The sequence below is a fragment of the Marinobacter orientalis genome, from assembly GCF_004792665.1.
Lineage (GTDB): Bacteria > Pseudomonadota > Gammaproteobacteria > Pseudomonadales > Oleiphilaceae > Marinobacter > Marinobacter orientalis.
Genome location: NZ_SRZX01000001.1, coordinates 817,413 through 843,132 on the forward strand (window position 1 = coordinate 817,413; position 25,720 = coordinate 843,132).

At 59.4% G+C, this 25,720-nt stretch carries 20 protein-coding genes; 8 read left to right on the forward strand and 12 right to left on the reverse strand.

The genetic code is table 11. The features are described 5' to 3' along the window. The first annotated feature begins 29 nt into the window (after positions 1-29). Entirely contained in the window at positions 30-2,438 is a 2,409-nt protein-coding gene (locus DIT72_RS03915) for a phosphoketolase family protein (RefSeq protein ID WP_135953870.1), read from the forward strand. Positions 2,439-2,445: 7 nt separating this feature from the next. Here the strand turns inward: DIT72_RS03915 and DIT72_RS03920 are convergent, their stop codons facing one another. The 4 genes from DIT72_RS03920 to ald form a co-directional block, all read right to left on the reverse strand. Then, positions 2,446-5,172: a cation-translocating P-type ATPase gene (locus DIT72_RS03920; RefSeq protein ID WP_135953871.1), complete on the reverse strand. Its 2,727-nt coding sequence runs from the start codon at positions 5,170-5,172 to the stop codon at positions 2,446-2,448. 131 nt (positions 5,173-5,303) lie between these two features. Then, positions 5,304-5,915 (reverse strand): Yip1 family protein, encoded by a 612-nt coding sequence (locus DIT72_RS03925; RefSeq protein WP_135953872.1) that lies wholly within the window; start codon positions 5,913-5,915, stop codon positions 5,304-5,306. 149 nt (positions 5,916-6,064) lie between these two features. Continuing rightward, the gene (locus DIT72_RS03930) at positions 6,065-6,637 is read right to left on the reverse strand and encodes a glutathione S-transferase N-terminal domain-containing protein (protein WP_135953873.1); all 573 of its coding nucleotides are present in this window, start codon (positions 6,635-6,637) and stop codon (positions 6,065-6,067) included. Then, complete coding sequence (gene ald / locus DIT72_RS03935; RefSeq protein WP_135953874.1) at positions 6,634-7,779, reverse strand: alanine dehydrogenase; 1,146 nt, start codon at positions 7,777-7,779, stop codon at positions 6,634-6,636. Before ald ends, DIT72_RS03930 begins: the two co-directional genes overlap by 4 nt. A 158-nt stretch (positions 7,780-7,937) precedes the next feature. Here ald and DIT72_RS03940 point away from each other — a divergent pair, with 158 nt between their 5' ends. After that, entirely contained in the window at positions 7,938-8,771 is an 834-nt protein-coding gene (locus DIT72_RS03940; protein WP_135953875.1) for a dienelactone hydrolase family protein, read from the forward strand. Between the two features lie 5 nt (positions 8,772-8,776). Here DIT72_RS03940 and DIT72_RS03945 read toward each other — a convergent pair whose 3' ends face one another. From DIT72_RS03945 to DIT72_RS03960, 4 genes are all read right to left on the reverse strand, one after another. Continuing rightward, a complete protein-coding gene (locus DIT72_RS03945) occupies positions 8,777-9,472 on the reverse strand; it encodes a lysophospholipid acyltransferase family protein (protein WP_135953876.1) in 696 nt (231 codons plus the stop codon). A 138-nt stretch (positions 9,473-9,610) separates the two neighbouring features. Next, positions 9,611-9,817, reverse strand: a complete 207-nt coding sequence (locus tag DIT72_RS03950) for a cold-shock protein (RefSeq protein WP_114611283.1) — start codon at positions 9,815-9,817, stop codon at positions 9,611-9,613. 239 nt (positions 9,818-10,056) lie between these two features. Next, positions 10,057-10,437, reverse strand: a complete 381-nt coding sequence (gene crcB / locus DIT72_RS03955) for a fluoride efflux transporter CrcB (protein WP_135953877.1) — start codon at positions 10,435-10,437, stop codon at positions 10,057-10,059. A 177-nt stretch (positions 10,438-10,614) separates the two neighbouring features. Further along, entirely contained in the window at positions 10,615-11,529 is a 915-nt protein-coding gene (locus DIT72_RS03960; protein ID WP_135953878.1) for a LysR family transcriptional regulator, read from the reverse strand. 190 nt (positions 11,530-11,719) lie between these two features. On the opposite strand from DIT72_RS03960, the gene DIT72_RS03965 reads away from it, so the two are divergent. Beyond that, the gene (locus DIT72_RS03965) at positions 11,720-13,231 is read left to right on the forward strand and encodes a CoA-acylating methylmalonate-semialdehyde dehydrogenase (RefSeq protein ID WP_135953879.1); all 1,512 of its coding nucleotides are present in this window, start codon (positions 11,720-11,722) and stop codon (positions 13,229-13,231) included. Positions 13,232-13,259: 28 nt separating this feature from the next. Further along, on the forward strand, positions 13,260-14,924 hold the full coding sequence (locus tag DIT72_RS03970) for a GMC family oxidoreductase (RefSeq protein WP_135953880.1): 1,665 nt from the start codon (positions 13,260-13,262) through the stop codon (positions 14,922-14,924). Positions 14,925-14,933: 9 nt separating this feature from the next. Here the strand turns inward: DIT72_RS03970 and DIT72_RS03975 are convergent, their stop codons facing one another. From DIT72_RS03975 to cysZ, 3 genes are all read right to left on the reverse strand, one after another. Further along, entirely contained in the window at positions 14,934-17,381 is a 2,448-nt protein-coding gene (locus DIT72_RS03975) for an acyl-CoA dehydrogenase (protein ID WP_228260765.1), read from the reverse strand. A gap of 103 nt (positions 17,382-17,484) precedes the next feature. Further along, positions 17,485-20,349, reverse strand: a complete 2,865-nt coding sequence (rapA, locus tag DIT72_RS03980; RefSeq protein ID WP_135953882.1) for an RNA polymerase-associated protein RapA — start codon at positions 20,347-20,349, stop codon at positions 17,485-17,487. A gap of 16 nt (positions 20,350-20,365) precedes the next feature. Next, positions 20,366-21,139 (reverse strand): sulfate transporter CysZ, encoded by a 774-nt coding sequence (cysZ, locus tag DIT72_RS03985; protein ID WP_135953883.1) that lies wholly within the window; start codon positions 21,137-21,139, stop codon positions 20,366-20,368. Between the two features lie 84 nt (positions 21,140-21,223). On the opposite strand from cysZ, the gene DIT72_RS03990 reads away from it, so the two are divergent. Further along, positions 21,224-21,637 carry a VanZ family protein gene (locus DIT72_RS03990; RefSeq protein WP_135953884.1) on the forward strand — a complete coding sequence of 138 codons (414 nt, stop codon included), beginning with the start codon at positions 21,224-21,226 and terminating at the stop codon, positions 21,635-21,637. A 477-nt stretch (positions 21,638-22,114) separates the two neighbouring features. Here DIT72_RS03990 and DIT72_RS03995 read toward each other — a convergent pair whose 3' ends face one another. After that, positions 22,115-22,783 (reverse strand): 50S ribosomal protein L11 methyltransferase, encoded by a 669-nt coding sequence (locus DIT72_RS03995; protein WP_135953885.1) that lies wholly within the window; start codon positions 22,781-22,783, stop codon positions 22,115-22,117. Between the two features lie 90 nt (positions 22,784-22,873). On the opposite strand from DIT72_RS03995, the gene mnmH reads away from it, so the two are divergent. From mnmH to DIT72_RS04010, 3 genes are all read left to right on the forward strand, one after another. Continuing rightward, a complete protein-coding gene (gene mnmH / locus DIT72_RS04000) occupies positions 22,874-23,965 on the forward strand; it encodes a tRNA 2-selenouridine(34) synthase MnmH (protein ID WP_135953886.1) in 1,092 nt (363 codons plus the stop codon). A gap of 161 nt (positions 23,966-24,126) precedes the next feature. Beyond that, complete coding sequence (locus DIT72_RS04005; RefSeq protein ID WP_135953887.1) at positions 24,127-24,960, forward strand: mechanosensitive ion channel family protein; 834 nt, start codon at positions 24,127-24,129, stop codon at positions 24,958-24,960. Between the two features lie 174 nt (positions 24,961-25,134). Next, the gene (locus DIT72_RS04010) at positions 25,135-25,692 is read left to right on the forward strand and encodes an aminoacyl-tRNA deacylase (RefSeq protein ID WP_135953888.1); all 558 of its coding nucleotides are present in this window, start codon (positions 25,135-25,137) and stop codon (positions 25,690-25,692) included. Positions 25,693-25,720: the final 28 nt, after the last annotated feature.

Sequence of the window (25,720 nt, forward strand, 5' to 3'; positions counted from 1 at the left end):
TTCATACATTGAAGCCGAGGAGGCCTGCCATGCCATCCGCTACAACCCCGGGATCCGTTGACCAGCCCGCCTTGGATTACGAGCGCTGGCGTCGGGGCTATGGCGTTATCCAGCACTCCGAAACTACCTGCCATCAGGCCCGGGACATGGCCAGCGAACTGGTTGCTGCAGGACTTCAACCCGATACCGCAACCGTCTACCGCAAGCTGGCCAGCCTGGACCGATTGGCCAGTGCCGGCCTCTGGCTGGTAGCGCACATGACCTACACCAGGCGGGTAGACGCCAGTGGCGCTCCTCTCTTGCCCAGCGACTTCAAAAACAACCCCGAGGGCCACACCGGCGGGGCGCTGAACATGGTCCCTGCCTATGCCGCTTACATGGCGCTGAACAACCTGACCGGGCAGACCCGAAGCTGGCTGATGGGCCAGGGACATTGTGTCGCCGCCATTGAGGCACTGAACGTGCTGACAGGCAACCTGCATCCTGAGCAGCAGGACCGCTATCAGGGCGAGAATGGGCTATCGCGCCTGGTGTCCGATTATTACAGCTTCCGCCAGCGACCCGACGGCAGCATGGAAGCTCCCCTGGGCAGCCATGTCACCCCGCACACGGCGGGGGGGCTTATCGAGGGTGGTTATCTGGGTTTTGCAGAACTGCAGTACGGCCATATGCCCCTTCCTGGCGAGTCACTGGTTGCCTTCCTGTCTGATGGCGCAGCGGAAGAGCAGCGCGGTGGCGACTGGGTTCCACGCTGGTGGCGGGCCGAGGATTGCGGATCGGTACTGCCCGTCATGATCGCCAATGGCAGGCGCATTGAACAACGCACAGAACTCGGAACCCGCGAAGGCCTGGAGCGGTTTGGCGAACATCTTTCGCATCGAGGTTTCGAACCACTGCGGTTTGATGGCCGCGATCCGGCAGCTTTCGTTTGCGCCCTGTTCACTATGGAGCAGAAGCTGGACAGGTATCGCCAGCAGGCCCGGAGCGAGACACTTCCCTACCCGGCCCTGATTCCCTATGGCATTGCCGAAACCAGCAAGGGCTATGGCTTTTATGGCGCTGGCAGCAATCTTGCCCACAATCTGCCGCTGCCGGGTAACCCGAGAATTGATACCAGGGCCAGAGAGTTGTTTCGCTACCATGCCGGCTTGCTGTGGGTGCCACCCGCCCAGCTTGCCGATGCTGTCAGTCAGCTCAGCCAGCACCAGCAGCAGGAACGCCCGCTGGAGCGGGATCACGCGCTGGCGATGCGCAATCCGCCAGATCCCGTTATTCCGGCACTGCCGTCATCACAGGACTATGGCTCACCGATGCTGGCAGTGGACGATTTCTTCAAGGCTCTGGTAGCAGCCAATCCCGCATTAAGACCACGGGTGGGTAACCCGGATGAACTGGCCAGTAATCGCCTCGAGGGGATACTCAATGATCTGAAGCACCGGGTAAATGACCCGGAAACCGGGCAGGAATCCGTTCATGGCCAGATCATTACCGTCCTTAACGAGGAAGCGGTAGTGTCGGCCTGCCTGGCCAATAAGGCAGGACTGAATCTGGTGGCGAGCTATGAAGCCTTCTGCGTGAAAATGCTGGGTGCGATCCGCCAGGAGCTGATCTTTGCCCGCCAGCAAAAGGAGCTGGGCAGGCCGGCGCGCTGGCTGGGCTTTCCGGTAATTGCCACCTCCCATACCTGGGAGAATGGCAAGAACCAGCAATCCCATCAGGACACCACCTTCTGCGAAAGCCTGCTGGGGGAAATGAACGATGTCAGCCGTGTTCTCTTTCCCGCCGACTACAACAGTACCCTGGAAGCGCTCCGCGGCGTCTACCTGGGACGGGGACAACTGACCTGTATGGTGGTACCGAAAGGCGAGCGACCGGTGGTGTTCGACAGGAGCGAGGCACAAGCTCTCGCAAAAATCGGAGCGCTGGTGGTCGATGAGGATACGTCACCCGGAGAGCCCGTGATGCTGATCGCCAACGGTGCCTACCAGCTTTCCGAAATGATCGGTGCCAGCGAGCGGCTGCGGGGAACCGGCACACCATTCAGGCTGGTATATGTACAGGAGCCCGGCCGCTTCCGCGAGCCCCGTGACACTCTGGAAGCGACACAGTGCGTCCGCGATCTGGAACAGGAGCAGCTGTTCCCCCGAAGAATGAGGCGTCGCGTCGCCCTCACCCACATGCGCCCGGAGGTGTTCCGGGGGCATCTGCTGCCGCTGTTCCCGCAGCCATCGAAATCCCGGATCCTCGGTTACATCAACCGCGGTGGCACCCTGAACGAAGCAGGCATGTTGTTTGCGAACCGTTGCTCCTGGGCCCATGTCCTGGCCGCGTGCGCGGATGTACTGGAACGGCCACCGGGGGAGTGGCTGTCCAGCGGGGAACTGGCTGCCCTTGAAGGCCGCGGCGATGCCGCCCTCATCACCCGGAGCCAGAACTGAGCGCGTTTCAGATTTTCCTGCGCCATCTGCGCCTGAGCCAGGTTTCCAGCTCCAGCACCACCAGCACGACAACTCCGGCACTGGCCGCAAAGGCCAGCGCGCCCGGGGTAAGCGGAGCGGTGCCAAAGGTCTGGTGGAACAAGGGCAGGTAGGTAAACAGCAACTGCAACAGGATAACGGCTCCCACCGCCAGCAACACAATGGGAGTGCCCAGTACACCTCGCAGGGTAATAGAAGCAGTATCCAGATAACGCACCGCGAACAGGTAGAAAACCTCCATTGCCACCAGGGTGTTCACCGCCAGGGTGCGGGCAACCGCTTCATCGCCAAACCGGGACATGGCCCAGTACCAGGCAGCGAAGATACCAATCAGGAACAACAGCGATACAAAAGCAACGCGCCAGACAACAAACCCGGCCAACAGTGACTCGTTCCTTGGCCGGGGCGGTTGCTTCATGACGCCTGGCTCGGCCGGTTCAAAGGCCAGGGTCATCGCCAGAATTACCGACCCCACCAGGTTCACCCAGAGTATCTGCAACGCGGAAATGGGCAATGACAGCCCCAGCAGCAAAGCCGTAACAAGACTGATGGATTCGCCGCCGTTTATCGGCAGCATGAACGCGATGGCCTTCTTGAGGTTGTTGTAGACCGTGCGCCCCTCACGCACGGCAGCGGCAATACTGGCAAAATTATCATCCAGCAGCACCACCGACGCAGCCTCGCGGGCGGCTTCCGAGCCTTTGACTCCCATCGCGATACCGACATCTGCCCGTTTGAGCGCAGGCGCATCATTGACGCCATCTCCGGTCATGGCAACCACACCATGTAATCCCTGCAATGCCTCTACCAGACGTAGCTTGTGCTCAGGGCTGGTGCGGGCAAAGATATCCACCTCGCCGGCAACCTGCTTCAGCTCGTCCTCATCCAGTTGACCAAGCTCTGTGCCGGTGATCACGCGGACAGTGTTCTTCAGTCCCAACCGCTGGCCAATGGCACTGGCGGTCATGGCGTGGTCGCCGGTGATCATCTTTACCCGGATACCGGCCTGATGGCAGTCCAGGATGGCCTGGATAGCCTCCTGGCGCGGAGGATCCAGCAGGCCCACGAGCCCCAGCAGTTCCAACCCGTCCTCAACATCCTCCACCGCCAGGATGTTCTGCGAAGCCTCCGCCGGCCTGCGTGCCAGTGCCAGTACCCGCAGGCCTTCTGAAGCGAGTTCGGAAATGGCAATGGTCCATGCTTCCCGGTCCAGCGAAGAGGTATCCCCGCTGTCAGCCACCATGCTGGTACACATGTCCAGAACCCGCTCGGGAGCGCCCTTTACATAGATTACACCGTGGCGATGGTGGTCGTGGTTGAGTGTCGCCATGAAGCGGTATTCAGCGTCAAAGGGGACTTCATCAGTCCGCGGCCACTGCCGGCCATCCGTCTCCGGATCAAACCCCGCCTTGCGGGCAAAAACCTTCAGAGCGCCCTCCATGGGATCACCGGCGACCCGGATCGTTCCCTCATGGTGCTCCAGGTGAGCGTCGTTACACAGTGCAGCCGCCCTGGCCAGCTCATCCAGCAACGGACTGCCAGGGGTCACATATTTACCTTCACGAATATCTCCATCCGGCTCATAGCCTTGACCCTCTACATCCAGACGCTTTCCGGCCACAATCGCAGCGGTCACCATCATTTCGTTACGGGTGAGAGTTCCGGTTTTGTCGGAGCATATGACGGATACGGCGCCGAGGGTTTCGATGACCGGCATTCTGCGAACGACCGCATGGCGGGTTGCCATCCGCCGCACGCCGATGGCCAGTGTAATGGTGAGAATGGCCGGCAGCCCCTCGGGAATAGCCGCCACGGTCAGGCCGACAACGGCCATGAACAGCTCGCGAAGCGGAAGCCCGCTCAGCGCGAGACCGCCGCCGAATATCACCAGGCCGGCGACAATGATAATCAGGGACAGATAACGGGCGAAGCGATCAATCTGCTCAAGCAGAGGGGTTTTGAGTGTGGCGGTATCCTGCAGCAGGCCGGAAATCCGGCCTATTTCAGTCTCCACTCCTGTCCTGACGACTACCCCGCGCCCGGTACCTGTGGCCACCATGGTGCCGGAAAAGGCCATATTGAGCTGATCACCAAGGACGGCCTCAGCTGACTGCACACGGGTGGTTTTGTCTACCGGTTCGGACTCTCCGGTAAGCACGGCCTCTTCTATTTTCAGGTTGTGGCAGCGTTCCAGCCGGATATCTGCGGGCACCCGGTCACCGGGTTCCAGGATTACCGTATCACCAGGCACCAGTTCAGCAGCATCGATTTTCTGCTGCCCTTTCTCCCGGACTACCACAGCCCTGGGTGCCAGCATGTGCCGGATTGCGGAAAGCGCCTGCTCAGCCTTGCCTTCCTGTATAAACCCTACCAGGGTCTGGATAATCACTACGGCCAGAATCACCGTCGTGTCCACCCAGTGGCCCAACAGCGCGGTAATGACCGCTGCCGTAATCAGTACATAAATCAGGAAGTTTTTGAGCTGATTACCGAGGCGGGCCAGAGGACCACGGCGTTTGGCTTCAGGCAGGCGATTGTGTCCGTATTTTTCCAACCGCCCGGAGACCGCCTGTGCTGTCAGCGGGCCGGTCGCAGACAGATCGGCGCGGGCCTCGCTGACCTCCATGGCGTGCCACGCACCACGACCGGCTGACGCCTTTTCGCAGCCTGAAGGGGATGATTCAGAGGATGGCATTTCGCACTCCCTGGCCAGGTACCTGATGCTATTTAAACCGGCCGCGGATCAGGAGGGGTTGCTTCAGGTCAATATCAGCCAGAAATGGCCGGGGGTTACCGGCCACTGAGTCCATGTGCCCACGCAATTCACTAGCCTTCGATAAATACCGGGCCGAAGCCGTAATTCCAGAGAATCACTGATCCAACGCGGGTGGAAACCAGAATCACCAGGGCAACAGTCAGCAGTGCGCCAACGTACATGACCGCCCGACTCCTGTGGATGCCCATGACAATGGGCAGGCCGTCGTACATAAGCTTGGCACCGTAAGCCGCGGCTGCCAGGAAAACGATGGCGTTGAACCAGGGTACCGGGTAAAGCAAGGCGAATCCCGCCAGGAACAGCGGCGTGCATGAGTAAGACGCCAGTGCGAGGCCATTGGATGGCACCAGTTCCTCGTTGGCACCGTATGTTTTGGCCATCCAGTTTATGGCGTAACCCAGGGCAAATACGCCTATGAGCATCGCCAGGTAGGTGAGCACACTCATCTGGAGTGCGCTGATTTCTGTCAGCTTGATCAGACGGTCGTTGCCTACGGTCCAGCCAAAGTGCGCCGTGGAGATGTACGCACAGACAGGTGCAATCGCAGCAAGAACCAATACATAGGCTACATAGAGCCTTCTGGGAGGCGCATGTTCCTTGCGGATTTCTGCCCACTCGCTATTGGGGTGGGTAAACAGGCCAAACGCGTGATTCAGCAGCATAGCTCGACCCTCTTGGGTTGATATTGTTGTTAGTGACTGTAATTACGTTCCACGGGCCTGAACAGATCAGGCCCTGCCTGTTCTTAACTATAGTCAAGATTTATAAAATCAAAAGCCGCAGGAACATGAAATTCGTGAAGTTTCCGGCGTCAGGACCTTCGGGGATCTGTACCAGCAACCACGCCATTGTCGCGATGGTGATCGCGGAAAGTGAGCAGACTCTCAACACCCGTAAAATCCACCAGATCCCGGAAGTCGACCCAGTCCACCAGGCTGTACAGGCACATGGCGGGGTAGTTCCAATGGCTGAACTGCCCTTCATCAACCATGGCCGCCAGGGTTCGCATGGTCATCATGATGCGTTCCCGCTGAAGGTTGAAAAACATCAGATTCTCGCTGGTGTCGATACCCGAACGGGAGGACAGCAGGAGAATAACGGCCGAATCGTTGGCGGCATCAATTAGCGTCAGCTGGTTCTCCTGGTCCCAGGACAGGGGTGCCAGGCCCTGCTTCTCGCTGATGTAGCGGGCGATCACCCGGGAATCGTAAACCTCCTGCTCACCATCAATCAGCATGGGAATTTTCAGCGCCGGGTTGTGGCGCCTGAGCTCGTCTCTGCCCTCGCCATAAATGTCGAGATTCACGAATTCATACTCGTTATCAGCGAGCAGCAGGCGTATACGGCGGACATAGGGGGATGTGGTAGAGCCAATCAGTTTCATGGAGTTTCCTTGTTTTTGATGGAATTAGTGGCCAGGCAGGCCTCCGGGTCGGAAAATTCGTAGCCGGTTGCCTCCGCTACCTCGCGGAAGGTGACCTTGCCCTGATAGACGTTGAGGCCGTTGCGCAAGTGATGATCGTCCTTCATCGCCTGCCCGGCGCCCTTGTTGGCCAACGCGGCAATGAACGGCAGCGTTACGTTATTCAGCGCGAGTGTAGACGTTCTGGCAACTGCGCCCGGCATATTGGCAACGCAGTAATGCACCACACCATCCACGACATAGGTGGGGGCATCGTGTGTGGTGGGTTTCGAGGTTTCGGTACAACCACCCTGGTCGATGGCCACATCCACGATAACACTGCCCTCGGGCATCCGGCCGACCATGTCCCGGGTGACCAGTTTGGGCGCGGACGCCCCGGGAATGAGCACGCCACCAATGACCAGGTCCGATTCGGTCACCGCCTCATCGAGGGTTGCTGCGGTGGAGAACAGGGTGCTGATACGATTGCCATACAGATGATCCAGGCTTCTCAGTACGTCCATGTTCCGGTCCAGCACCGTCACCTGGGCACCCAGCCCGATGGCCATGGCCACTGCATTCTGACCGACCACACCACCACCAATCACTGTCACCCGTGCCGGGCTGACGCCGGGCACGCCACCCAGAAGAACACCGCGGCCGCCCAGTGATTTTTCCAGGCAGTGGGCGCCAGCCTGGATCGACATCCGTCCTGCCACTTCCGACATGGGCGCCAACAACGGCAGCCGGCCGTGGCTGTCAGTCACCGTTTCATAGGCGATGCAGGTGGCACCGGACTTCACCAGGTCGTCGGTCTGGGCCTGGTCCGGCGCCAGATGCAGGTAGGTAAACAGGATATGACCGGGCGTCAGCAGCGCCCTTTCATCGGCCTGGGGTTCTTTGACCTTGACGATCATCTCGGCGGCGGCAAACACGGCAGGGCCATCATCAAGAATTTCCGCGCCGGCCTTGCGATAATCCTCATCGCTGAACCCGATGGCCGACCCGGCATTTGCCTGGACATAAACGCTGTGCCCATGGCCGCAAAGTTCATGAACCGCCGCAGGCGTCATTCCTACCCGGTACTCATGGTTTTTGATCTCCTTCGGTACGCCAATCTTCATGCCTTGCCCCTTGAATCCGGCTGGTAAACGATGTGTCATCCGGTAAAGTGTAGTAAAAAGGAATGACACCGGTAGTAGCAATTGAGTGCATCGGTTCAACGGGTTCCGGCGTACACGCGGGACCAGCCAGGCAATCGACCTACACGGAGCAGGAACGCATGAAAACATACAGCCACGCCCTGACAGCAGCTTCCTTTCTGAAACCCGCGGCGCTTTCACTCGCCGCGGCCCTTACTCTGGCAAGCGGACAGGTATCAGCCGAGATGCAGACAGAAACCATCGAATACGAAGTGAACGGTGAGACTTTCACCGGCTACATGGCTTACGACGACGAAGCCGATGAAAAACGCCCCGGCGTTCTGGTGGTTCACGAATGGTGGGGCCATAACGAATTCGCCCGGGAACAGGCAGAAAAGCTTGCCGCATCCGGCTACACCGCCTTCGCCCTGGACATGTATGGGTCCGGCAAGCTGGCAGAGCACCCTGAGGACGCTCAAAGCTTCATGAAAGAAGCGACGAAAGACATGGATCAGGTCAAGGCCCGCTTTACCGCCGCCATGGCATTGCTGCAACAGCACGACAGCGTCGACAGCGACAGGATTGCGGCCCAGGGGTACTGCTTCGGCGGGGCCGTGGTGCTGAACATGGCCCGCCTCGGGGTGGACCTGGACGCTGTAGTCAGCTATCACGGCGCCCTCGGCAGCCCGATAAAGGCCGAAGCCGGCAAGGTCCAGCCACGGATTCACGTCTACACCGGTGGCGCCGACCAGATGGTGCCGTCAGATCAGGTCGCTGGCCTGGTGAAGGAAATGCAGGACGCAGAAGCTGATCTGACCCTGGTCAGCTTCCCGGGAGTACTGCACTCCTTTACCAATCCCGGCGCGGACAGGATTGCCGAGGAATTCGACATGCCCGTCGCCTATGACGAAGATGCTGCAGCTCGCTCCTGGGAGGGCACCATGCGGCTTTACGAGGAAGTGTTCAAAGACTGAAACTTTCAGAGGGCACCGCCTATGGTGCTCCACACTTCTTCCCGCACATCGTCCATCTCTCGCCCGGCGGTAGTCACCGGCGGATGAATAACAATGTCTATGATGCCGGGCGAGAAGACCGCTGTGCCCTTGGGCAGACGATCGTGGGATCCCTTTATCGTCACCGGAAGAATGGGCAGTTCACCGTCGCGGGCAATGACAAAACCGCCCTTCTTGAAGGGCAGGAGTCTGCCGTCCCAGGACCGTGTCCCTTCCGGAAAAATCAGGATACTGGTGCCCTCGGGCAATTGCGCCACGCCCCGCTTGATGCTTTCCAGCGCATCACTGCCCCTGGCGCGGTCAATGAAGAGGTTGCGTGAGGTTTCCAGCGCAAGGCCAAACAGAGGTATTTTCCTCAACTCTTTCTTGATCACCCAGCGATACTGAAGCCCCAGCGCCAGAACCAGCGCCGGGGGGTCCAGGTAGGAGGCATGATTACTGAGGATGACGTAGCGTTGAAGCGGATCAATATGCTCCCGCCCGCTAACACGCAAGCGGATACCGGTGAGCCTGAGAATGCACCAGGCAAAGACCTGGGTGCCGTGAAAGGCGGCGTTGCCACTACGCCCGGCCAGAGCGGCGATCACTATGGGCAGAAACAGGATCAGCGTGAGCAGTGCGGCCCAGAACAGTATCCAGACAGCTTTCAGGATTTTCAGCATAAAGGGCCCAAAGCAATATAACGGTTCGGCTATGGCAAGCGGCAGGGGGTGAAAGATGTCACATCCGGGCAAAAATCACAAAACCCGGACACAAAAAAAGGCAGCCGGAGCTGCCTTTTTCGCGGTAACAACTATCCGTTAGATAGGTGTTACGTTTTCCGCTTGAGGACCTTTCTGGCCCTGGGTAACGGTGAACTCAACCTGCTGGCCTTCTGCCAGGGTCTTGAAACCGCTGCCCTGAATCGCGCTGTAGTGAACGAATACGTCCGGGCCGCCTTCACGAGTGATAAAGCCAAAGCCTTTAGCTTCGTTGAAGAACTTAACAGTGCCGGTAGTAGTAGACATACTTAAACATTCCTGAAATCAATCATTTTATCTTGCCGCCAGGCCATCGTCATGATGCCCGATCAGCGTTTACGGAAATACAGAACTCGCGGAATCAAAAACAGGACGGTCACTACTAACTGCGGAGTACGTTCTATTCATGAAAGCTTTGCTGAATCTTTCCTACGCAAATAACTTTACTCTTTGTTACCTGGATTGCCAAGCCCATTTTGAATATTTCGCATAAGTAGTGATACCCATCATCCGCGGACCAGGCCAAAGGTGTAAATTCCCAGTGCAGTCATAAGGATAGAGCCAACGACATGGGCCAATATCCCGGCCAGGGCCATGCTCCATTTGCCTTCCTGGAGGGCAGAGAGCATTTCCAGGGAGAAGGTGGAGAAGGTGGTAAGGCCACCACAAAGGCCGGTGATGGCGAACAGGCGCCACTCCGGTGCCAGTGAGCTGCCATGGACGAAGTAGCCGATCAGCAGGCCGACGAGCCAGCCGCCGGAGAGATTTGCGGCGAGGGTACCGTAGGGGATGACGTGATAGCTGCTATTGAGCCAGAGGCCCAGGGCCCATCTCAGATTGGCGCCTATAACGGCTCCGGCGCTTACGGCCAGGATTGATAGCCACATTCTTCTGCATTACCTCGTATTTGGGTGCACGCCGGCTGTTGCCGCCCCTTCCCGGGATACGCTACAAGCACATCCCTGTGCGCTTGAGTGAAGCCCTCCCTGGCTTCACACAATCCCGGGAAGGGGCGGCAACAGCCGGCACCGGTCCTCGGAGTATGCCGTCAAACAACCTCGAAGTTAAGCAGCTGGTCCGTCAACGCCCCAGACCCCTGCCAGCGCCTCCAGAGCTTCAGCAATCAATGGCTCGTCCTGACGGTCACGACGCCAGATGAAACTCAGCGCACAGGGCAACTGAACACCTTCAACGACCACCAGGCCTCTTTCCTGGCGCTCGGCCATGGCCAGGGCATCCCTGGCGAGGCTCAGGCCGACACCAGCCCGGACCAGGTCCAGCATGCAGGCTTCCTGATCGACCTGGGCGACGCCGTGGGGCGCTAACCCGAGCGGTTCCAGGGTACCCTTGAGTAATCGATGGTGAACGGAATTCTCGGGGGTGACTATCCAGGGCATGGCGGCCAGTTCAGGCCAGTCGTTCGACAGAATCCGTTGCCCCCAGCCTGCCGGGGCGATGACGTAATAGTGAAACCGGGTCAGCTCCCGGTGGGCCACTTCGGGCGCCAGCACACCCGGACCGATACCCGGCGGAGCCAGGAAAAATCCGACATCCAGAAGACCATCCCGGACCTGTTCCAGCACGCTGCCACTCATGCCCTGGCGCAGCTCCGTTTCCAGCTGGGGTGCGCGCTCCACCAGTCGATGCAGAAAGGCTCCCAGGCGAATAAACTCCGGATCGACGATGGTCCCCAGCCTGAGTCGTCCCCGCAGGGTGCTATGCAGTGCCCGGGCGTTCTGCTCGAAGGCCGACATGGCCGCCAGTGCCTTCTCGGCCGAAGGTAACAACGCCTGGCCGTCCGGTGTGAGAGCCAATCCCTGAGGCCTACGCTGGAACAGCTTCAGATCCAGCTCATCCTGAAGATGCTTGAGTTTCAGGCTGACTGCCGGCTGGGTCAGGTGAAGGCGGGTCGCTGCACGGGACACACTGCCCTCGCGGGCAACCGTAACAAAGGCCCGCAGGCTCTGGAGTGGATGCATGGGAAGCCTCTTCTTTCATACCGGAATCATATAAGTTTAACTTATAACCGGCTTTTGAAAATCTCAATTGCTTTGATCTCTCATCCCCTCTAGCCTGAATGGTCAAATATCCACCATTATCGACAAGATCCCGGATCCACGCCTTACCGGCGTTTTTTCAAAGGTTTCACGCGAGAAGATCGAGGCATCCATGACCAACGCAACCATCCTGCATTATATCAATGGCGAAATATCGGCCGGCACTTCAGAGCAGTCTCAGGAGGTGTTCAATCCGGCCACCGGCCAGGTGACCGGTCAGGTTGCCCTCGCCAACCGCACAGATGTGGATGCCGCCGTCGCGGCGGCTGATGCAGCCTTTCCCGCGTGGGCTGATACTCCGCCGATCCGTCGCGCCCGCGTGATGTTCAGATTCCTGGAACTGCTCAACAGGCACAGGGACGACCTGGCCCGCGCCATCACCGCCGAGCACGGCAAGGTATTCACCGATGCCCAGGGCGAAGTGGCCCGTGGCATCGACATAGTGGAGTTCGCCTGCGGCATACCCCAGTTGCTGAAAGGGGATTACACCGAGCAGGCCAGCACCGGCATCGACAACTGGACCATGCGCCAGCCGCTCGGTGTGGTAGCCGGTGTCACACCGTTCAACTTCCCGGTAATGGTGCCCATGTGGATGTTCCCGGTTGCCATCGCCGCCGGTAACACCTTTGTGCTGAAGCCCAGCCCACTGGACCCCAGCGCCTCACTGATGATTGCCGACCTGCTGCGGCAGGCGGGGCTGCCTGATGGCGTGTTCAATGTGGTTCAGGGCGACAAGGAGTCGGTGGAAGCGCTGATTGAGCATCCTGATGTTCAGGCCCTGAGTTTTGTCGGCTCCACTCCGATTGCCAACCTCCTTTACGAGAAAGGTGCAAAACACGGCAAACGTATCCAGGCCCTCGGGGGCGCCAAGAACCACATGGTAGTGATGTCCGACGCCGATCTGGACAAGGCCGTTGACGCGCTGATTGGCGCAGCTTACGGCAGTGCCGGTGAGCGCTGCATGGCGATCAGCGTGGCACTGCTGGTTGGTGATGTGGCCGACCAGATCATGCCCCGGCTGGCCGAACGGGCCCGCACGCTGAAAGTGAAAAACGGAGAGCAGCTGGACGCCGAAATGGGCCCCATCGTCACCGCCGCCGCACACCAGCGCATTACCGGCTACATTGACAAGGGTGTCGCCGAGGGAGCTGAACTGGTGGTTGACGGCCGGAGGTTTGATGCCTCGGACACCGGTGAGGGCTGCGAGGATGGCTTCTGGATGGGCGGGTCATTGTTCGATCATGTCACCCCGGATATGACCATTTACCGGGAAGAAATTTTTGGTCCGGTTCTGGCCTGCGTCCGGGTCCCGGATATTGCCACCGCCATCAGGCTGATCAATGACCACGAATTCGGCAATGGCGTCAGCTGCTTCACTGAAAGTGGCAGTGTCGCCAGGGAGTTCGGCCGTCGCATCCAGGTGGGCATGGTGGGCATCAACGTTCCGATTCCGGTTCCCATGGCCTGGCATGGCTTCGGTGGCTGGAAGCGCTCGCTGTTCGGCGACACCCACGCCTATGGCGAGGAAGGCGTTAAATTCTATACACGCCAGAAATCCATCATGCAGCGGTGGTCGGATTCCATCAACGCCGGTGCAGAATTTGTGATGCCGACGGCCAAATAACGGCCCGACCCGCTGTGGAGAAAACGCCATGTCCGAAAACAATAAGGGACAGCAGGAGTTCGACTACATCGTGATAGGCGCCGGTACCGCCGGCTGCCTGCTCGCCAATCGCCTGAGTGCAGACCCGGCCAACCGGGTATTGCTGATAGAAGCCGGCGGCCGGGACAACTATCACTGGATCCATATCCCCGTCGGCTACCTTTACTGCATCGATAACCCGCGCACCGACTGGCGCTTCCGTACCGAGCCGGACCCGGGCCTGAATGGCCGCTCGCTGATCTACCCCCGGGGCAAAACCCTGGGCGGCTGCTCCAGCATCAATGGCATGCTCTACATTCGCGGCCAGGCCCGGGATTACAACCAGTGGGCGGAGACTGCCGGCGAAAAGGCCTGGCGCTGGGACAACTGCCTGCCCGACTTCATGCGCCACGAGGACCACTACCGCCTGGATGAAGGCGGCGACGCTGACCCGGAGCACGACAAATACCACGGCCACGGCGGCGAATGGCGCGTGGAACATCAGCGCCTGAAATGGAAAGTGCTGGAAGACTTTGCCACGGCCTGCGTGGAGTCCGGCATTCCCCGGACCCGGGATTTCAACCGCGGCGACAACGAGGGTGTGGACTATTTTGAAGTGAACCAGCGCTCAGGCTGGCGCTGGAACACCTCCAAGGCATTCCTCCGGGAAGCGGAGAAGCGCCCCAACCTGACGCTCTGGCACTCTACCCACGTGCTCGGCCTGGAAACGGAAATCTCCGGTTCCGGCCCCCGCTGTACCGGCGTGCGTGTCGAGCGGCCGGGGCACGGCGAAACCATTGCCCGGGCAGCACGGGAGGTCATCCTCTGTGCCGGCGCCATTGGCTCGCCGCAACTGCTGCAGCTGTCGGGCATCGGCCCCGCCGATCTTCTCGAAGAACACGGCATTGATGTGGTCGCCGATCTGCCCGGTGTTGGCGAAAACCTGCAGGACCATCTCCAGATCCGCTCCGTTTACAAGGTCAAGGGCGTGACTACCCTGAACACCATGGCCAACTCACTGATCGGCAAGGCCCGTATCGGCCTGGAATACCTGCTGACCCGCTCCGGACCCATGAGCATGGCGCCATCACAGCTTTGCCTGTTCACCCGCAGCTCCGAGGAGTTCGACTACGCCAATATCGAATACCACGTTCAGCCGCTGAGCCTGGACGCCTTCGGCCAGCCACTGCACAACTTTCCGGCCATCACCGCCAGTGTCTGCAACCTGAATCCGACCAGCCGCGGCACCGTGCGTATCCGCAGCAAAGATCCGAAACAGGCCCCGGCCATTGCCCCCAATTACCTGAGCACTGCCGAAGACCGGAAAGTAGCCGCGGATTCACTGCGGGTAACCCGCCGCATCGCAGAACAGCCCGCGTTCATGCAATACCAGCCGGAAGAGTTCAAACCCGGCCTGGAATACCAGACCGACGATGAACTCACCAGGCTGGCCGGAGATATCGGGACCACCATTTTCCACCCGGTAGGCACTACGCGCATGGGCCGCGCCGATGACCCGCAGGCCGTCGTGGACCCTCACCTGAGGGTCCGTGGCGTGGCAGGCCTGCGAGTCGTCGATGCCGGTATAATGCCCACCATTACCAGCGGCAATACCAACTCCCCCACCCTGATGATTGCAGAAAAAGCCGCCCGCTGGATCCTGGGCGGCGACTAGTATTTCTGATCAGGCCGGGTTGTGGTCGATCAGTGTGCCCTTGTTACGGGCGAACTCGTCAAACGGGAAGTCATCGACAGTCAGCATGTCCAGGACGGTGGCCTCATACTGGCGCATGAACTCAGCCTCCTCCCTGGTAAAGATCTCCGCTTCCAGGGCAGCCTCGAAGCGTTCTTCAGGATGCAGGGCTTCCATCGGCAGCTGTCCTTTGGCGTAGGCTTTGGTGGCCTTGCGATAGAGCTGCTCTGCCTTGTTGTAATCTTTCAGCAGGCCATTGTAGCGGGCAATCGGATTCTCCACCGTGCCTTCCCCCTGGGTAGTCCAGACCCCCGCCAACAGTTTTTCACGCACCGGGCTGTCGGTGGAGATGGCGCGCGCCAGCTTGCGGGCCAGATCATCATGGGGTTTGTCCCAGCGACGGCCCAGGGGCATGGTGATGGCGCGCAGAGCGATGGCGACCGGACGGTTGGGCAGATTTTGCAGGAATTCGTCCATGGCATTTTCTGCCCGGGACAGCAGTAGGGCCAGGCTGTATTCCATCAGATCCCGTTCGCCATCAACCGGCTGGGTTTCATGCCAGTTCTTGAGCACCATGGAAGCCAGGTAAAGGTTGGACAATACGTCACCGAGGCGGGCGGATATCAGCTCCCGCATTTTCAGCTCCGAGCCCAGGGTGGCCATGGCCGCGTCTGCACACAGACCGAAAGCGGCGCTGAAACGGGCGACGCCCTGGGCGTATTTGCGGGCGGCCTGGTCAAACGGTACGTCTGCCTTGCCGAGACCCAGTGCCTGGGTAAAGGCACGGGCGGCGTTGCCGAAGATCAGGCCGGCGTGGCTGAAGAAGGCATCATCGAACGCGTCGATGTCATCGTTATCCTTGGCCGCCAGTTCCTTGAGTACGTATGGATGACAGCGAATCGCGCCCTGACCGAAGATCATCAGGCTGCGGGTCATGATGTTGGCACCTTCCACGGTGATGGACACCGCAGCACCGCTGAAGCCGATGCCCAGGTAATTACGCGGGCCCAGGGTAACGGTTTTACCACCGTGGACGTCCATCGCGTCGGTGAGGACCGCGCGCTGCATTTCGGTCAGATGGTATTTCAGGATGGCTGAAGGTACGGCCGGCTTCTCACCCTTGTCGATCAGGTTGGCGGTCTGGTTCACCGCAGACTGGGCGATATAGGTTTGCGCCGCGATACGGGCCAGGGGCTCCTGGACGCCTTCCATGTCGGCAACCGGCGTATTGAACTGGCGACGGACGCGGGTAAAGCCGCCGGCAGTGCCGGCGGCATAGGCCGCAGCACCGGCCGCGCCGGATGGCAGGGTGATACAACGGCCAACGGAAAGGCATTCAACCAGCATACGCCAGCCCTGCCCTGCCATTTCCTGGCCGCCGATGATGTAGTCCAGTGGAATGAATACGTCGGTGCCCTTGATGGGGCCGTTCATGAATGGTGTGCCAATGGGACAGTGGCGCCGGCCGATTTCCATGCCCTTGGTGTTGCGGGGAATCAGCGCGCAGGTAATGCCGTAGTCCCTGGTGTCGCCCAACAGTCCGTCGGGGTCGAACATACGGAAGGCCAGGCCTACCACCGTGGCAACCGGTGCCAGGGTAATCCAGCGCTTCTCGAAGTTGAGACGCAGACCCAGCACTTCCTTGCCTTCGAACTCGCCCTTGCAGACGATGCCGGTGTCCGGCAGGGAAGTGGCATCGGAGCCGGCTCTCGGCCCGGTGAGGCCGAAGCAGGGAATTTCACGGCCGTCCGCCAGGCGCGGCAGGTAATGGTTCTTCTGTTCGTCGGTGCCGTATTTGACCAACAGCTCACCGGGGCCGAGTGAGTTTGGCACACCGACAGTGACCATCAGCATTTCATTGCCAGCCAGCTTCTGCAATACCGCGGTCTGGGCTTTGGCGGAGAAATGCAGGCCGCCGTATTCCTCCGGAATGATCATGCCGAAAAACCCTTCCTTCTTGAGGAAGTCCCACAGCTCTTGCGGCAGGTCGGCGCGCTCAACCGCCAGGTCCCAGGAGTTGCACATGGAAATTGCCTGGGTGCACTGGTTGTCCACAAACGCCTGTTCCTTCTCGGACAGGCCGGTGTTGCGGTTGATCAACAGGCTGTGCCAGTCAGGCCGCCCGGTGAACAACTCACCGTCCCAGCTGACCGTACCTGCCTCCAGAGCGACTTTCTCGGTATCGGAAACCTTGGGAGCCACCTTCTTGAACATGGCGAACACCCTCGGCGTCAGCCAGCTCTGGCGGAATCCGGGCAAGCCGGCCGCGGCTGTAAGGGCAGCACCGATAAACAGGATCAGTGCCAGCAGGCCTGATGCGAAAAACAGCGAAAGCAGGCCTGTCACTACCATGACCCCGATCGCGGGTTTGGCTCCGGATTCCTTGCGCATCACAACAAGAAGCCCGGCAACAGCAACAAGAAACAGTATGAAAGTCATCATGGATACTCTCTGTCGTCCGTGGTTTTGAATGTCAAAAGATGATTCTGGCTACGTTTAACCTACCTGATCGGATGAACTCTGGCCAGCAACCGGTTCATCATCAGGCAGTTACAATCACACGAATACCCTCCAGCGACAGGCTGGCCTGACTCAATGCCGTTTCCGCCGCCGCCAGCTGTTCCCTGAAGAAGTCGATTTCGTCGTCACGGATGGCAGGGTTCACCTTTTTCATCGACTCCAGGCGGCGGATTTCCGGGCCAAACACCTCTCTTACCCGGGCCAGCGCAGAGCTTCTCAGCGGTTCCAGATGCGGTTCAGCAAGGTTCTCCACATGATCCACCATGGTTTCAACCTGCGGCCGAATCTGGGGCACAATGGCCTGGGCGGTGCGCCGGCGAATGTTGGAGCACAAGTCGTTGAGCCGGTCGTGGGGCAGTGTTGCCGACAGGTTCCGGCCGTTCACATCCACCAGCAACCGTAACGGCGACACCGGCAGGTAGCGGGACAACTGCAATGACTCCGGAGCGGGACAATGCACGGTGAACAGCGCTTCAAGCAGGAGAGTGCCGGCGGGCAGGGCCTTGACCGTCATACTGGCCAGAGCCGCCTTGCCCAGTCCGGAACTGGTGACCGATTCCATTACGCCGGTAACCAGCGGGTGCTCCCAGCTCATGAATGCCATGTCTTCGCGCTCAAGGGCCTGCTGGCGGCTCCAGGTGACGGTCAGCCCATCTTCCGGCAGCTCGGCCACGTGCCCGGCCTGGTACTGCTCGCCCGGGCGCAGTACATCCGCATGTTCGGAGTGATCTTCGACGTCAACGCCTAGGATATCGCAGGCATCCATCATGTAGTCCCGCACCTGGGCCGATTCTTCCTCCGCCTCGATCTGGGCGATTAACGCATCCGCCACATCCGGCCGGCAGGAATTGAGCTCAATGAGAGCATCGCGGCCGTTGCGCAGCAGAATGCGCAGGCGTTCAGCTTCGCTTTGCGAGGCCTCCAGCAGCGCTGACAACTGGCCGGTCTGACCATCAATGGCGGCCTGCCACTGCCCGGCAACATGATCATGAACAGCAACCCCTACGGCGCAGCTTTCACTGAACGCGTTCAGGCCTTCGTCAAACCAGCGGTACTGGACTTCCTGGGCCGTTTCCTGCAGGTAGGGTATGTGTATATCGATGGTCTCGGTCTGACCGATACGATCGAGCCGGCCAATCCGCTGTTCCAGCAGATCCGGGTTAGCGGGCAGATCGAACAGGATCAGATGATGGGCAAACTGGAAATTGCGGCCTTCGCTGCCGATCTCCGAGCAGATCAGCGCCTGGGCACCCTGCTCGGTGTCGGAGAAGTAGGCTGCGGCCCGGTCCCGCTCGATCAGGCTCAGGTGCTCATGGAAGGCGGCACTGCGAATACCGGCACGCAGTTGCAGATAGTGTTCCAGCGCCATGGCGGTCGAGGCATGGGCACAGATGACCACCACCTTGGCCGGCTTCAGGGCGGTCAGGGTTTTCTCCAGCCAGGCTACTCGGGGATCTTCCGCCAGCCATTGCTCTTCGTCCACCGCAGTTTCCGGGGTCAGGCCGGCAATGCCATGGTCAATGTCACCGGTCCTGTAAATCTCAGGGCAGGGCAATGCCGCCGGCAGTGGATGGCGTTCAGGAAAACCCCTGATCGCCGCGCGGGTGTTACGGAAAAGCACGCGGCCGGTGCCGTGGCGGTCCAGCAGCGCATCAATCACCGCCCGCTCAGGCTCCCGCGTAGACATCAATGCGTCCAGTTCATCACCCAGCCAGCCTTTGAGAGCCTCCCGGTCCTCGCCGGAGAGTGCCGCAACGCCCTGGTCACGGATGCGGGATACCACCTGGTTGATAACTTCATACTGCTGTTCTTCTTCCCTGAAGGCTTCCAGATCATGGAAGCGAGCCGGGTCCAGTAATCGCAGGCGGGCAAAGTGACTGGCCACGCCCACCTGCTCGGGCGTTGCCGTCAACAGCAGCAAACCGTTACTGGATGCCGCAAGCTGCTCAACCAGCCGGTATTCCGGGCTGACCGCCTCCGGGCTCCAGGCCAGATGATGGGCTTCATCCACCACCATCAGGTCCCATCCCGCTGCGATGGCGTCGGCCTGGGCCTGTTCGCTGGACATCAGGAAATCCAGGCTGCACAGTGCCAGCTGCTCGCTTGCAAAAGGATTTTCATCGGCGTCGGCCAGGTCATCTTCCTCGTCCGGCAGCTCGGCAAAATCCTCCATGGCTTCATAGCGTCCGCGATCAATGATCGAGAACCGCAGGTTGAAGCGCCGCAACATTTCCACCAACCACTGGTGGATCAGTGAATCGGGCACCACGATCAGCACCCGGCGGGCACGGCTGGTGTGCAGCTGGTAGTGGAGAATCAGACCGGCCTCGATGGTCTTGCCGAGCCCCACCTCGTCCGCCAACAGGACCCTGGGCGCATATCGTGTCGCCACTTCATGGGCGATATAGACCTGGTGGGGGAGATGCTGGGTGCGCGCACCGATCAGGCCCTGGGCAGACGATGCCCGCAACCGGTCCTGATGCCGGGCGGTTGCCATCCGCAGGCGAAATGCCCCGTTACGGTCAAACTGGCCGGCAAACAGACGCTGATGGGGCGCCGAGAAATCCACCGAACTGCTGAGCTTGACCTCGGAAATCCGGGTCAGGTTTTCACTGCCGTCATCGGCGTGATACATCAGCACGCCGCCGATGTCTTCAACCGCGCGGACGGTGTAACGCTCGCCGTCAAATGTCTCGATATCCTCGCCAATCTGGTAGATGATTCTCGATAGCGGGGCATTGTCGATGGCGTAGGTACGCTCCTCATCCGCCGCGGGAAAGCCCAGTGTCACCCGGCGACCGGAAATATCCGTGACTATGCCGAGGCCCAGCGCGGTATCACTGTGACTGACCCAGCGCTGGCCGATTACAAATTCCGATGTATCCAAGAAACCTCCGACGGATTCAGCTGACTTTAGCGGTTTGTACGTCTTTATTCGACGGCCCGTTTTCTCGCACCCAGTAGGCAGTTGCCCCGCAAACTGCCGCAGGCACCACCACCAGGTTCAATACCGGCACCATGGCTGCCAGCGCCACGGGCAGCCCGAACCCCAGCGCCGACAGGCGGGTGTCTCCCAGCAGGCGGCGCAGAGCGGGAAAACTGACCCGGTGGTTGTCCGCCGGGTAGTCCACGTATTGCAGCGCCATCATCCAGCAATTGAAGACAAACCACAGAACCGCCGCCACCAGATTCACCACCGGGATAATGCCGAGGATAAACAGACCGATGGCCCGGGGCAGGTAATAGATGATTTTCTGGACTTCACGCCAGAGCGCGCGGGGAATGTCGCGGATAATCAGGCTCCAGCTATCGTCGGTATTGACCTCCTGGCCTGTCAGGTGCTTTTCGGTCAGTTCCGCCAGATAACCGTAGAAGGGAGAGCCGATCAGATTGGCCACAATCACAAAACCATAGGCCAGCATTAACAGAATCACGGCCCCGTAGAGAATCCAGAACAGCCAGTCGAGACTTTGCAACCAGGCCCATTCCGGCAACCAGCCCATGGCCGCTGCGATCATCCCAGCGAAGAGTTCGGCCAGAAAGTAAAACAGCAGGCCAAATAACAAAATATTAATAACAAGGGGAATAACAACAAACAGTCTCAACCCTGGCTGCCTTATCAGCCGGAATCCTTCTCCAAGGTAACCCAGGCCGCGGAAAAAATTACCTTTAAGCATACCTCGCAGCACCTCAGCTTCAATGACAGTGACGGGCCGCAAAGCATATCATGTTGCAAACTCCACCACAGCCCGACGGTGTACATGGCATTTCTGACAAAACGCATCCGCCTGCTGCTTGATTATCAGCCATTCTGGCAGGCAATGCTGGTAATTTCCGCCGCAGTCATCCTGTATCTGGCAACCACCAGCGAACCCTATCCGGTTCCTTCATCCGATAACGACAAACTGAATCACGTGCTGGCGTTTCTACAGCTTGCGATAGTGACACGACTGGCCTGGCCCGGGCTCGGCCGGCTCTGGATTGCCGCCGGTCTGCTCGCCTTTGGCGTAACGATCGAAATCGTCCAGGCCCAACTGCCCTATCGCACTTTCGCCGTTGCCGACATTGTGGCCGATGCCGCGGGTATCGCTATCGGGCTTCTGCCATGTCCGGATTTTATCAGGCGGCGAAAAATGGCCACCGGAACAGGGACCGACTCCGACCGGCCCCGTTAAGACGCCTGAAAGCGGGACGTCGAGTACTGGATTTGCGACATACGCCTGAATCCTTGTGAGACATCTCTTACAGACACGTAGGATCTTGCTGCGGTGTCGCGTGCGTTTACCCGACAAAACCGTTGCCGGAAATCTCAATCAACTGATCTGCAAGGATTTACAAAATCACAGCAGCGACCTCGCTCTTTCAGGCGCTCACAATTCACACGTTTGTAACATTTCAGTTGTTATAGTGGTCACATCAAGGAGGAAAGGGAAAAGGACGACGCACTGGACGCACCCCGGCAATCAGGATGCAGGGAGAGGCAAGGACACAGGGACGCCTCGCTTAAAGGATAATTAATCGGATCGCTGGCTCGGATGCTGGCACCAGGGACCGGAAAGGGAAAACGGCAGCGGGATGGTTGCCAACAGCACAGGGACGCGACAATTGTTCCGAAAGAGGGTGACCGCAAGGTTATCCTCTTTTTTTTTGGTTTATTTATCTGGCTGCCCCTCCCCCGCGCTGTAGATTCGTACTCGGTTGAACTCTTCGAACTCGTGCAGGTCCGGCCAGGTGCGTGCCTGGATTACCACCTGTTCCCGGTAATGGGCATCTCCCAGGTCTCTCATTCGTGAATCAGCCAGCAGTACCCGTGGCGCAGCCCGCCTGAAAACTGACAGCAGGGGGTGGTTTTCCGGGTCGTACAACACATCCGCTGCCGTCACCACACCTATGCAATCTGGCCGCGCGCTCCAGTCATCACACAGCGACACCTTCACGCCATTGAGCCGGGCATTGGCTGCGGCAGCATCCAGTGCCGCAGGGTCGGTGTCACAGGCTATGGCCTCCTGCGCCCCGGCCATAGCGGCCGCAATTGCAACAATGCCCGACCCCGACCCAAAATCCAGCACCGTCTCGCCCCTCACCACGTGGGGATTGGCGAGAATATAGCCAGCGAGCACCTGGCCGCTGGCCCAGCAAAACGACCAATAGGCAGGATCAGCCACCACGGCCTGGGCTTCGTCATGGCTGATCGGCCCTTCAAGAACAGCAGGGTCGAACAGGTAGAGGGAAATGTCAGGGCAGCCAGCCGGCGCAGTGGCCGCTACGCGCCCACGGCTCAGGGTCTTGGCGAGGTGCTGGTTGAGAATGTCGGGGGTCACAGGGTTACTCCGGGGCAAGAGGCTCGCAAGCAAAAAACCTACACGTCCGTTATACTGCGGCCTCATTTCCAGCACAAACTGAAATCTGCCATGCCCGCCAGACCCGACACCAGTGACTATCTATACCTGTTCCTGAACGACGTTCCGCTGATGGATGTACGGGCGCCGGTGGAGTTCGAACGGGGCAGCTTCCCGGGTGCCATCAATGCACCCCTGATGAATGACGAGGAGCGCCACCGGGTTGGTATCTGCTACAAGGAAAAGGGCCAGCACCAGGCTATCGAACTCGGCCACCAGCTGGTATCGGGCGATCTCAAGCAACAACGCATCGAGGTCTGGAAGCGCTTCGCGGTGATGAAGCCGGAAGGTTACCTGTTCTGCTTCCGCGGCGGCCTGCGCTCACAGCTGACCCAACAGTGGATGCGCGAGGCCGGCATCGACTACCCTCTGGTCACAGGTGGCTACAAGGCGATGCGGCGCTTCCTCATCGACAGCCTGGAAGACCTGATTGAATCCTCGGAATTTGTCATTCTCAGTGGCCGTACCGGCACCGGCAAAACCCGCGTGCTGAACCAGCTACCGAATCCGGTTGACCTGGAAGGCCTGGCCAACCACCGGGGCTCCAGCTTCGGCCGCCAGGTGACACCGCAACCCTCACAGATCGATTTTGAGAACCGTTTGGCGGTTACCATGCTCAAGGCCCGTCACCGCACAGGCGGGCCGATTTACCTGGAGGATGAAAGCCGGCTGGTGGGGCGGTGTGCCCTGCCGGAAAGCCTGCGGGAACGAATGGCGGCGGCCCCCCTGATGGTGCTTGATCAGCCCGTCGAAGAACGCATAAAAATCATTCGCGAGGACTATGTCGACCAGATGGCGGCCGACTACACCGAACGTGATGGTGCGGAAGCCGGCTGGCTTAATTTCCGTGACTACCTGCTCAGCGCTCTGGACCGGATTCGCAAACGCCTGGGCGGTGAACGCCACAGCCGGCTGCGGCAACTGATGGAGAATGCCCTCGCGATACAGCACCAGACGGGGGATGTCAGTGCGCATCACGAATGGATACTCGCGCTGCTGGAAAACTACTATGACCCGATGTATGACTATCAGCTGAACCAGAAACAGGGCCGGGTTGTTGTGCAAGGTGGGCCAGCCACCATTATCGAGTGGGCCAAACGCTAATTGCCTGCGTACACGGTTTCCAGGCAGATGCAAACTCAGGTTGCACATTTGCCAGAAACCTCTGCTATAAGAAAAACGGAGGCTGGTCTCGCATTCACGACCCGTGTTCCCTTTCAGCTTCCGGGAAACCAGTCATCAATACCAAAAAAAGGAGCAACTGAATGGACGATCTTCTGGGAACTGACATTAACGCATCGGAGCTATGGGAGCAGGCATTATCGCTGATCATGACCTACGCCCCGAAATTAGTGCTGGCGATAATCACGCTGATTGTTGGTCTCTGGCTGATTAACCGGTTCGTGGCAGTTGTCGATAAAAAGCTGGGCGCGAAAGATCCGACCCTGAACAAGTTTCTGTGCGGCCTGATAAGCATCATTTTCAAGGTTATGCTGCTGATCTCGGTTGCCTCGATGGTGGGTATCGCTACCACCTCGTTCATCGCCGTCATCGGTGCCGCCGGTCTGGCCATCGGCCTGGCGCTTCAGGGCAGCCTCGGCAACTTTGCCGGGGGCGTACTGATACTGATCTTCAAGCCCTTCAAGGTAGGCGACACCATCGAGGCCCAGGGATTCCTGGGTACCGTTGCGGAGATCCAGATTCTCTATACCGTAGTCAATACCTTCGATAACCGTCGGGTCGTCATTCCCAACGGCAGCCTGTCCAACGACACCCTGGTGAACGTCAGCATTTATCACCAGCGCCGTTGTGACATGACCTTCGGCATTCACTACGACGACGATATCGACAAGGCCCTGGCCGTACTCCGGCGTCTGTTCGACGAAGACGAACGGTCCCTGAAAGATCCCGAACCACGGATCTGCGTCGGCAGCCTTGGCGATAACTCGGTCAATCTGATGTTCCGTGCCTGGGTGGCAACCGACGACCTCTGGCCGTACTACTGGGACATGCATGAGAAGGTGAAAAAGGCGTTCGATGCCGAAGGCATCACTATTCCGTTCCCCCAGCGGGATGTACATGTTTACAAAGCCGAGTGACTGGTGCCTCAACAACACAGTCCGTAACTCGCATTCTGTACAACCTCAACTAAGCTGACCAGTAATGGCAGTGGCGCACGGCAACAACGGCGCCGCTGTCAGGCCACAGGAACCGGCGCATGCCGAATCCACCGGTTCCGGTACCGCAGTCATTGCTGGTAGGAGGTTGTCACTATGCCGGTTCAGCAGTTGAAGCAATACCTCGACCAGGCAGGCGTGGAATACATGTGCCTGTCTCACCCCCCTGCATTCACCGCCCAGCAACTCGCCCATCACGTCAAGATCGCCGGTGACCGGGTGGTAAAAACCGTTATTATCGAGCTGGATGGCAAAATGGCCATGCTGGTCATGCCTGCGACCTGGCGTATTCGCTGGGACCGGCTAAGCCAGATTCTCGATACCGACTTCCTTGACCTGGCGGACGAACAGGAATTTCAGGACCGCTTCCCGGAATGCGAGGTGGGCGCCATGCCACCGTTCGGCAACCTCTTTGACATGTCGGTATACTGTGCTGAAGCCCTGACCCGGCAACCGGAGCTGGCCTTTGCCGCCGGCACTCACACCGAGTCCATCCACATGAAGACCAGGGATTTCCTGGACCTGGCGCATCCTGTAGTGCTTGAGCAGGGATTCGTAAGGCCGGGGGCCCAGAAGCCGGCGTGGCTCAAGGGTCGTGCCCGCAGGGCAAAGTCGCTGACAGACAGCCACGTTGCCGGCCTGGCGGGATACTGACAGCACTGACCGCCGGCACCGGCTTGAT

What these genes read in the sequence shown, in the direction of transcription:
- DIT72_RS03915 (WP_135953870.1), top strand. Translation starts at nt 30, where the DNA reads ATGCCATCCGCTACAACCCCGGGATCCGTTGACCAGCCCGCCTTGGAT.
- DIT72_RS03920 (WP_135953871.1), bottom strand. Translation starts at nt 5,172, where the DNA reads ATGCCATCCTCTGAATCATCCCCTTCAGGCTGCGAAAAGGCGTCAGCC.
- DIT72_RS03925 (WP_135953872.1), bottom strand. Translation starts at nt 5,915, where the DNA reads ATGCTGCTGAATCACGCGTTTGGCCTGTTTACCCACCCCAATAGCGAG.
- DIT72_RS03930 (WP_135953873.1), bottom strand. Translation starts at nt 6,637, where the DNA reads ATGAAACTGATTGGCTCTACCACATCCCCCTATGTCCGCCGTATACGC.
- ald (WP_135953874.1), bottom strand. Translation starts at nt 7,779, where the DNA reads ATGAAGATTGGCGTACCGAAGGAGATCAAAAACCATGAGTACCGGGTA.
- DIT72_RS03940 (WP_135953875.1), top strand. Translation starts at nt 7,938, where the DNA reads ATGAAAACATACAGCCACGCCCTGACAGCAGCTTCCTTTCTGAAACCC.
- DIT72_RS03945 (WP_135953876.1), bottom strand. Translation starts at nt 9,472, where the DNA reads ATGCTGAAAATCCTGAAAGCTGTCTGGATACTGTTCTGGGCCGCACTG.
- DIT72_RS03950 (WP_114611283.1), bottom strand. Translation starts at nt 9,817, where the DNA reads ATGTCTACTACTACCGGCACTGTTAAGTTCTTCAACGAAGCTAAAGGC.
- crcB (WP_135953877.1), bottom strand. Translation starts at nt 10,437, where the DNA reads ATGTGGCTATCAATCCTGGCCGTAAGCGCCGGAGCCGTTATAGGCGCC.
- DIT72_RS03960 (WP_135953878.1), bottom strand. Translation starts at nt 11,529, where the DNA reads ATGCATCCACTCCAGAGCCTGCGGGCCTTTGTTACGGTTGCCCGCGAG.
- DIT72_RS03965 (WP_135953879.1), top strand. Translation starts at nt 11,720, where the DNA reads ATGACCAACGCAACCATCCTGCATTATATCAATGGCGAAATATCGGCC.
- DIT72_RS03970 (WP_135953880.1), top strand. Translation starts at nt 13,260, where the DNA reads ATGTCCGAAAACAATAAGGGACAGCAGGAGTTCGACTACATCGTGATA.
- DIT72_RS03975 (WP_228260765.1), bottom strand. Translation starts at nt 17,381, where the DNA reads ATGACTTTCATACTGTTTCTTGTTGCTGTTGCCGGGCTTCTTGTTGTG.
- cysZ (WP_135953883.1), bottom strand. Translation starts at nt 21,139, where the DNA reads ATGCTTAAAGGTAATTTTTTCCGCGGCCTGGGTTACCTTGGAGAAGGA.
- DIT72_RS03990 (WP_135953884.1), top strand. Translation starts at nt 21,224, where the DNA reads ATGGCATTTCTGACAAAACGCATCCGCCTGCTGCTTGATTATCAGCCA.
- mnmH (WP_135953886.1), top strand. Translation starts at nt 22,874, where the DNA reads ATGCCCGCCAGACCCGACACCAGTGACTATCTATACCTGTTCCTGAAC.
- DIT72_RS04005 (WP_135953887.1), top strand. Translation starts at nt 24,127, where the DNA reads ATGGACGATCTTCTGGGAACTGACATTAACGCATCGGAGCTATGGGAG.
- DIT72_RS04010 (WP_135953888.1), top strand. Translation starts at nt 25,135, where the DNA reads ATGCCGGTTCAGCAGTTGAAGCAATACCTCGACCAGGCAGGCGTGGAA.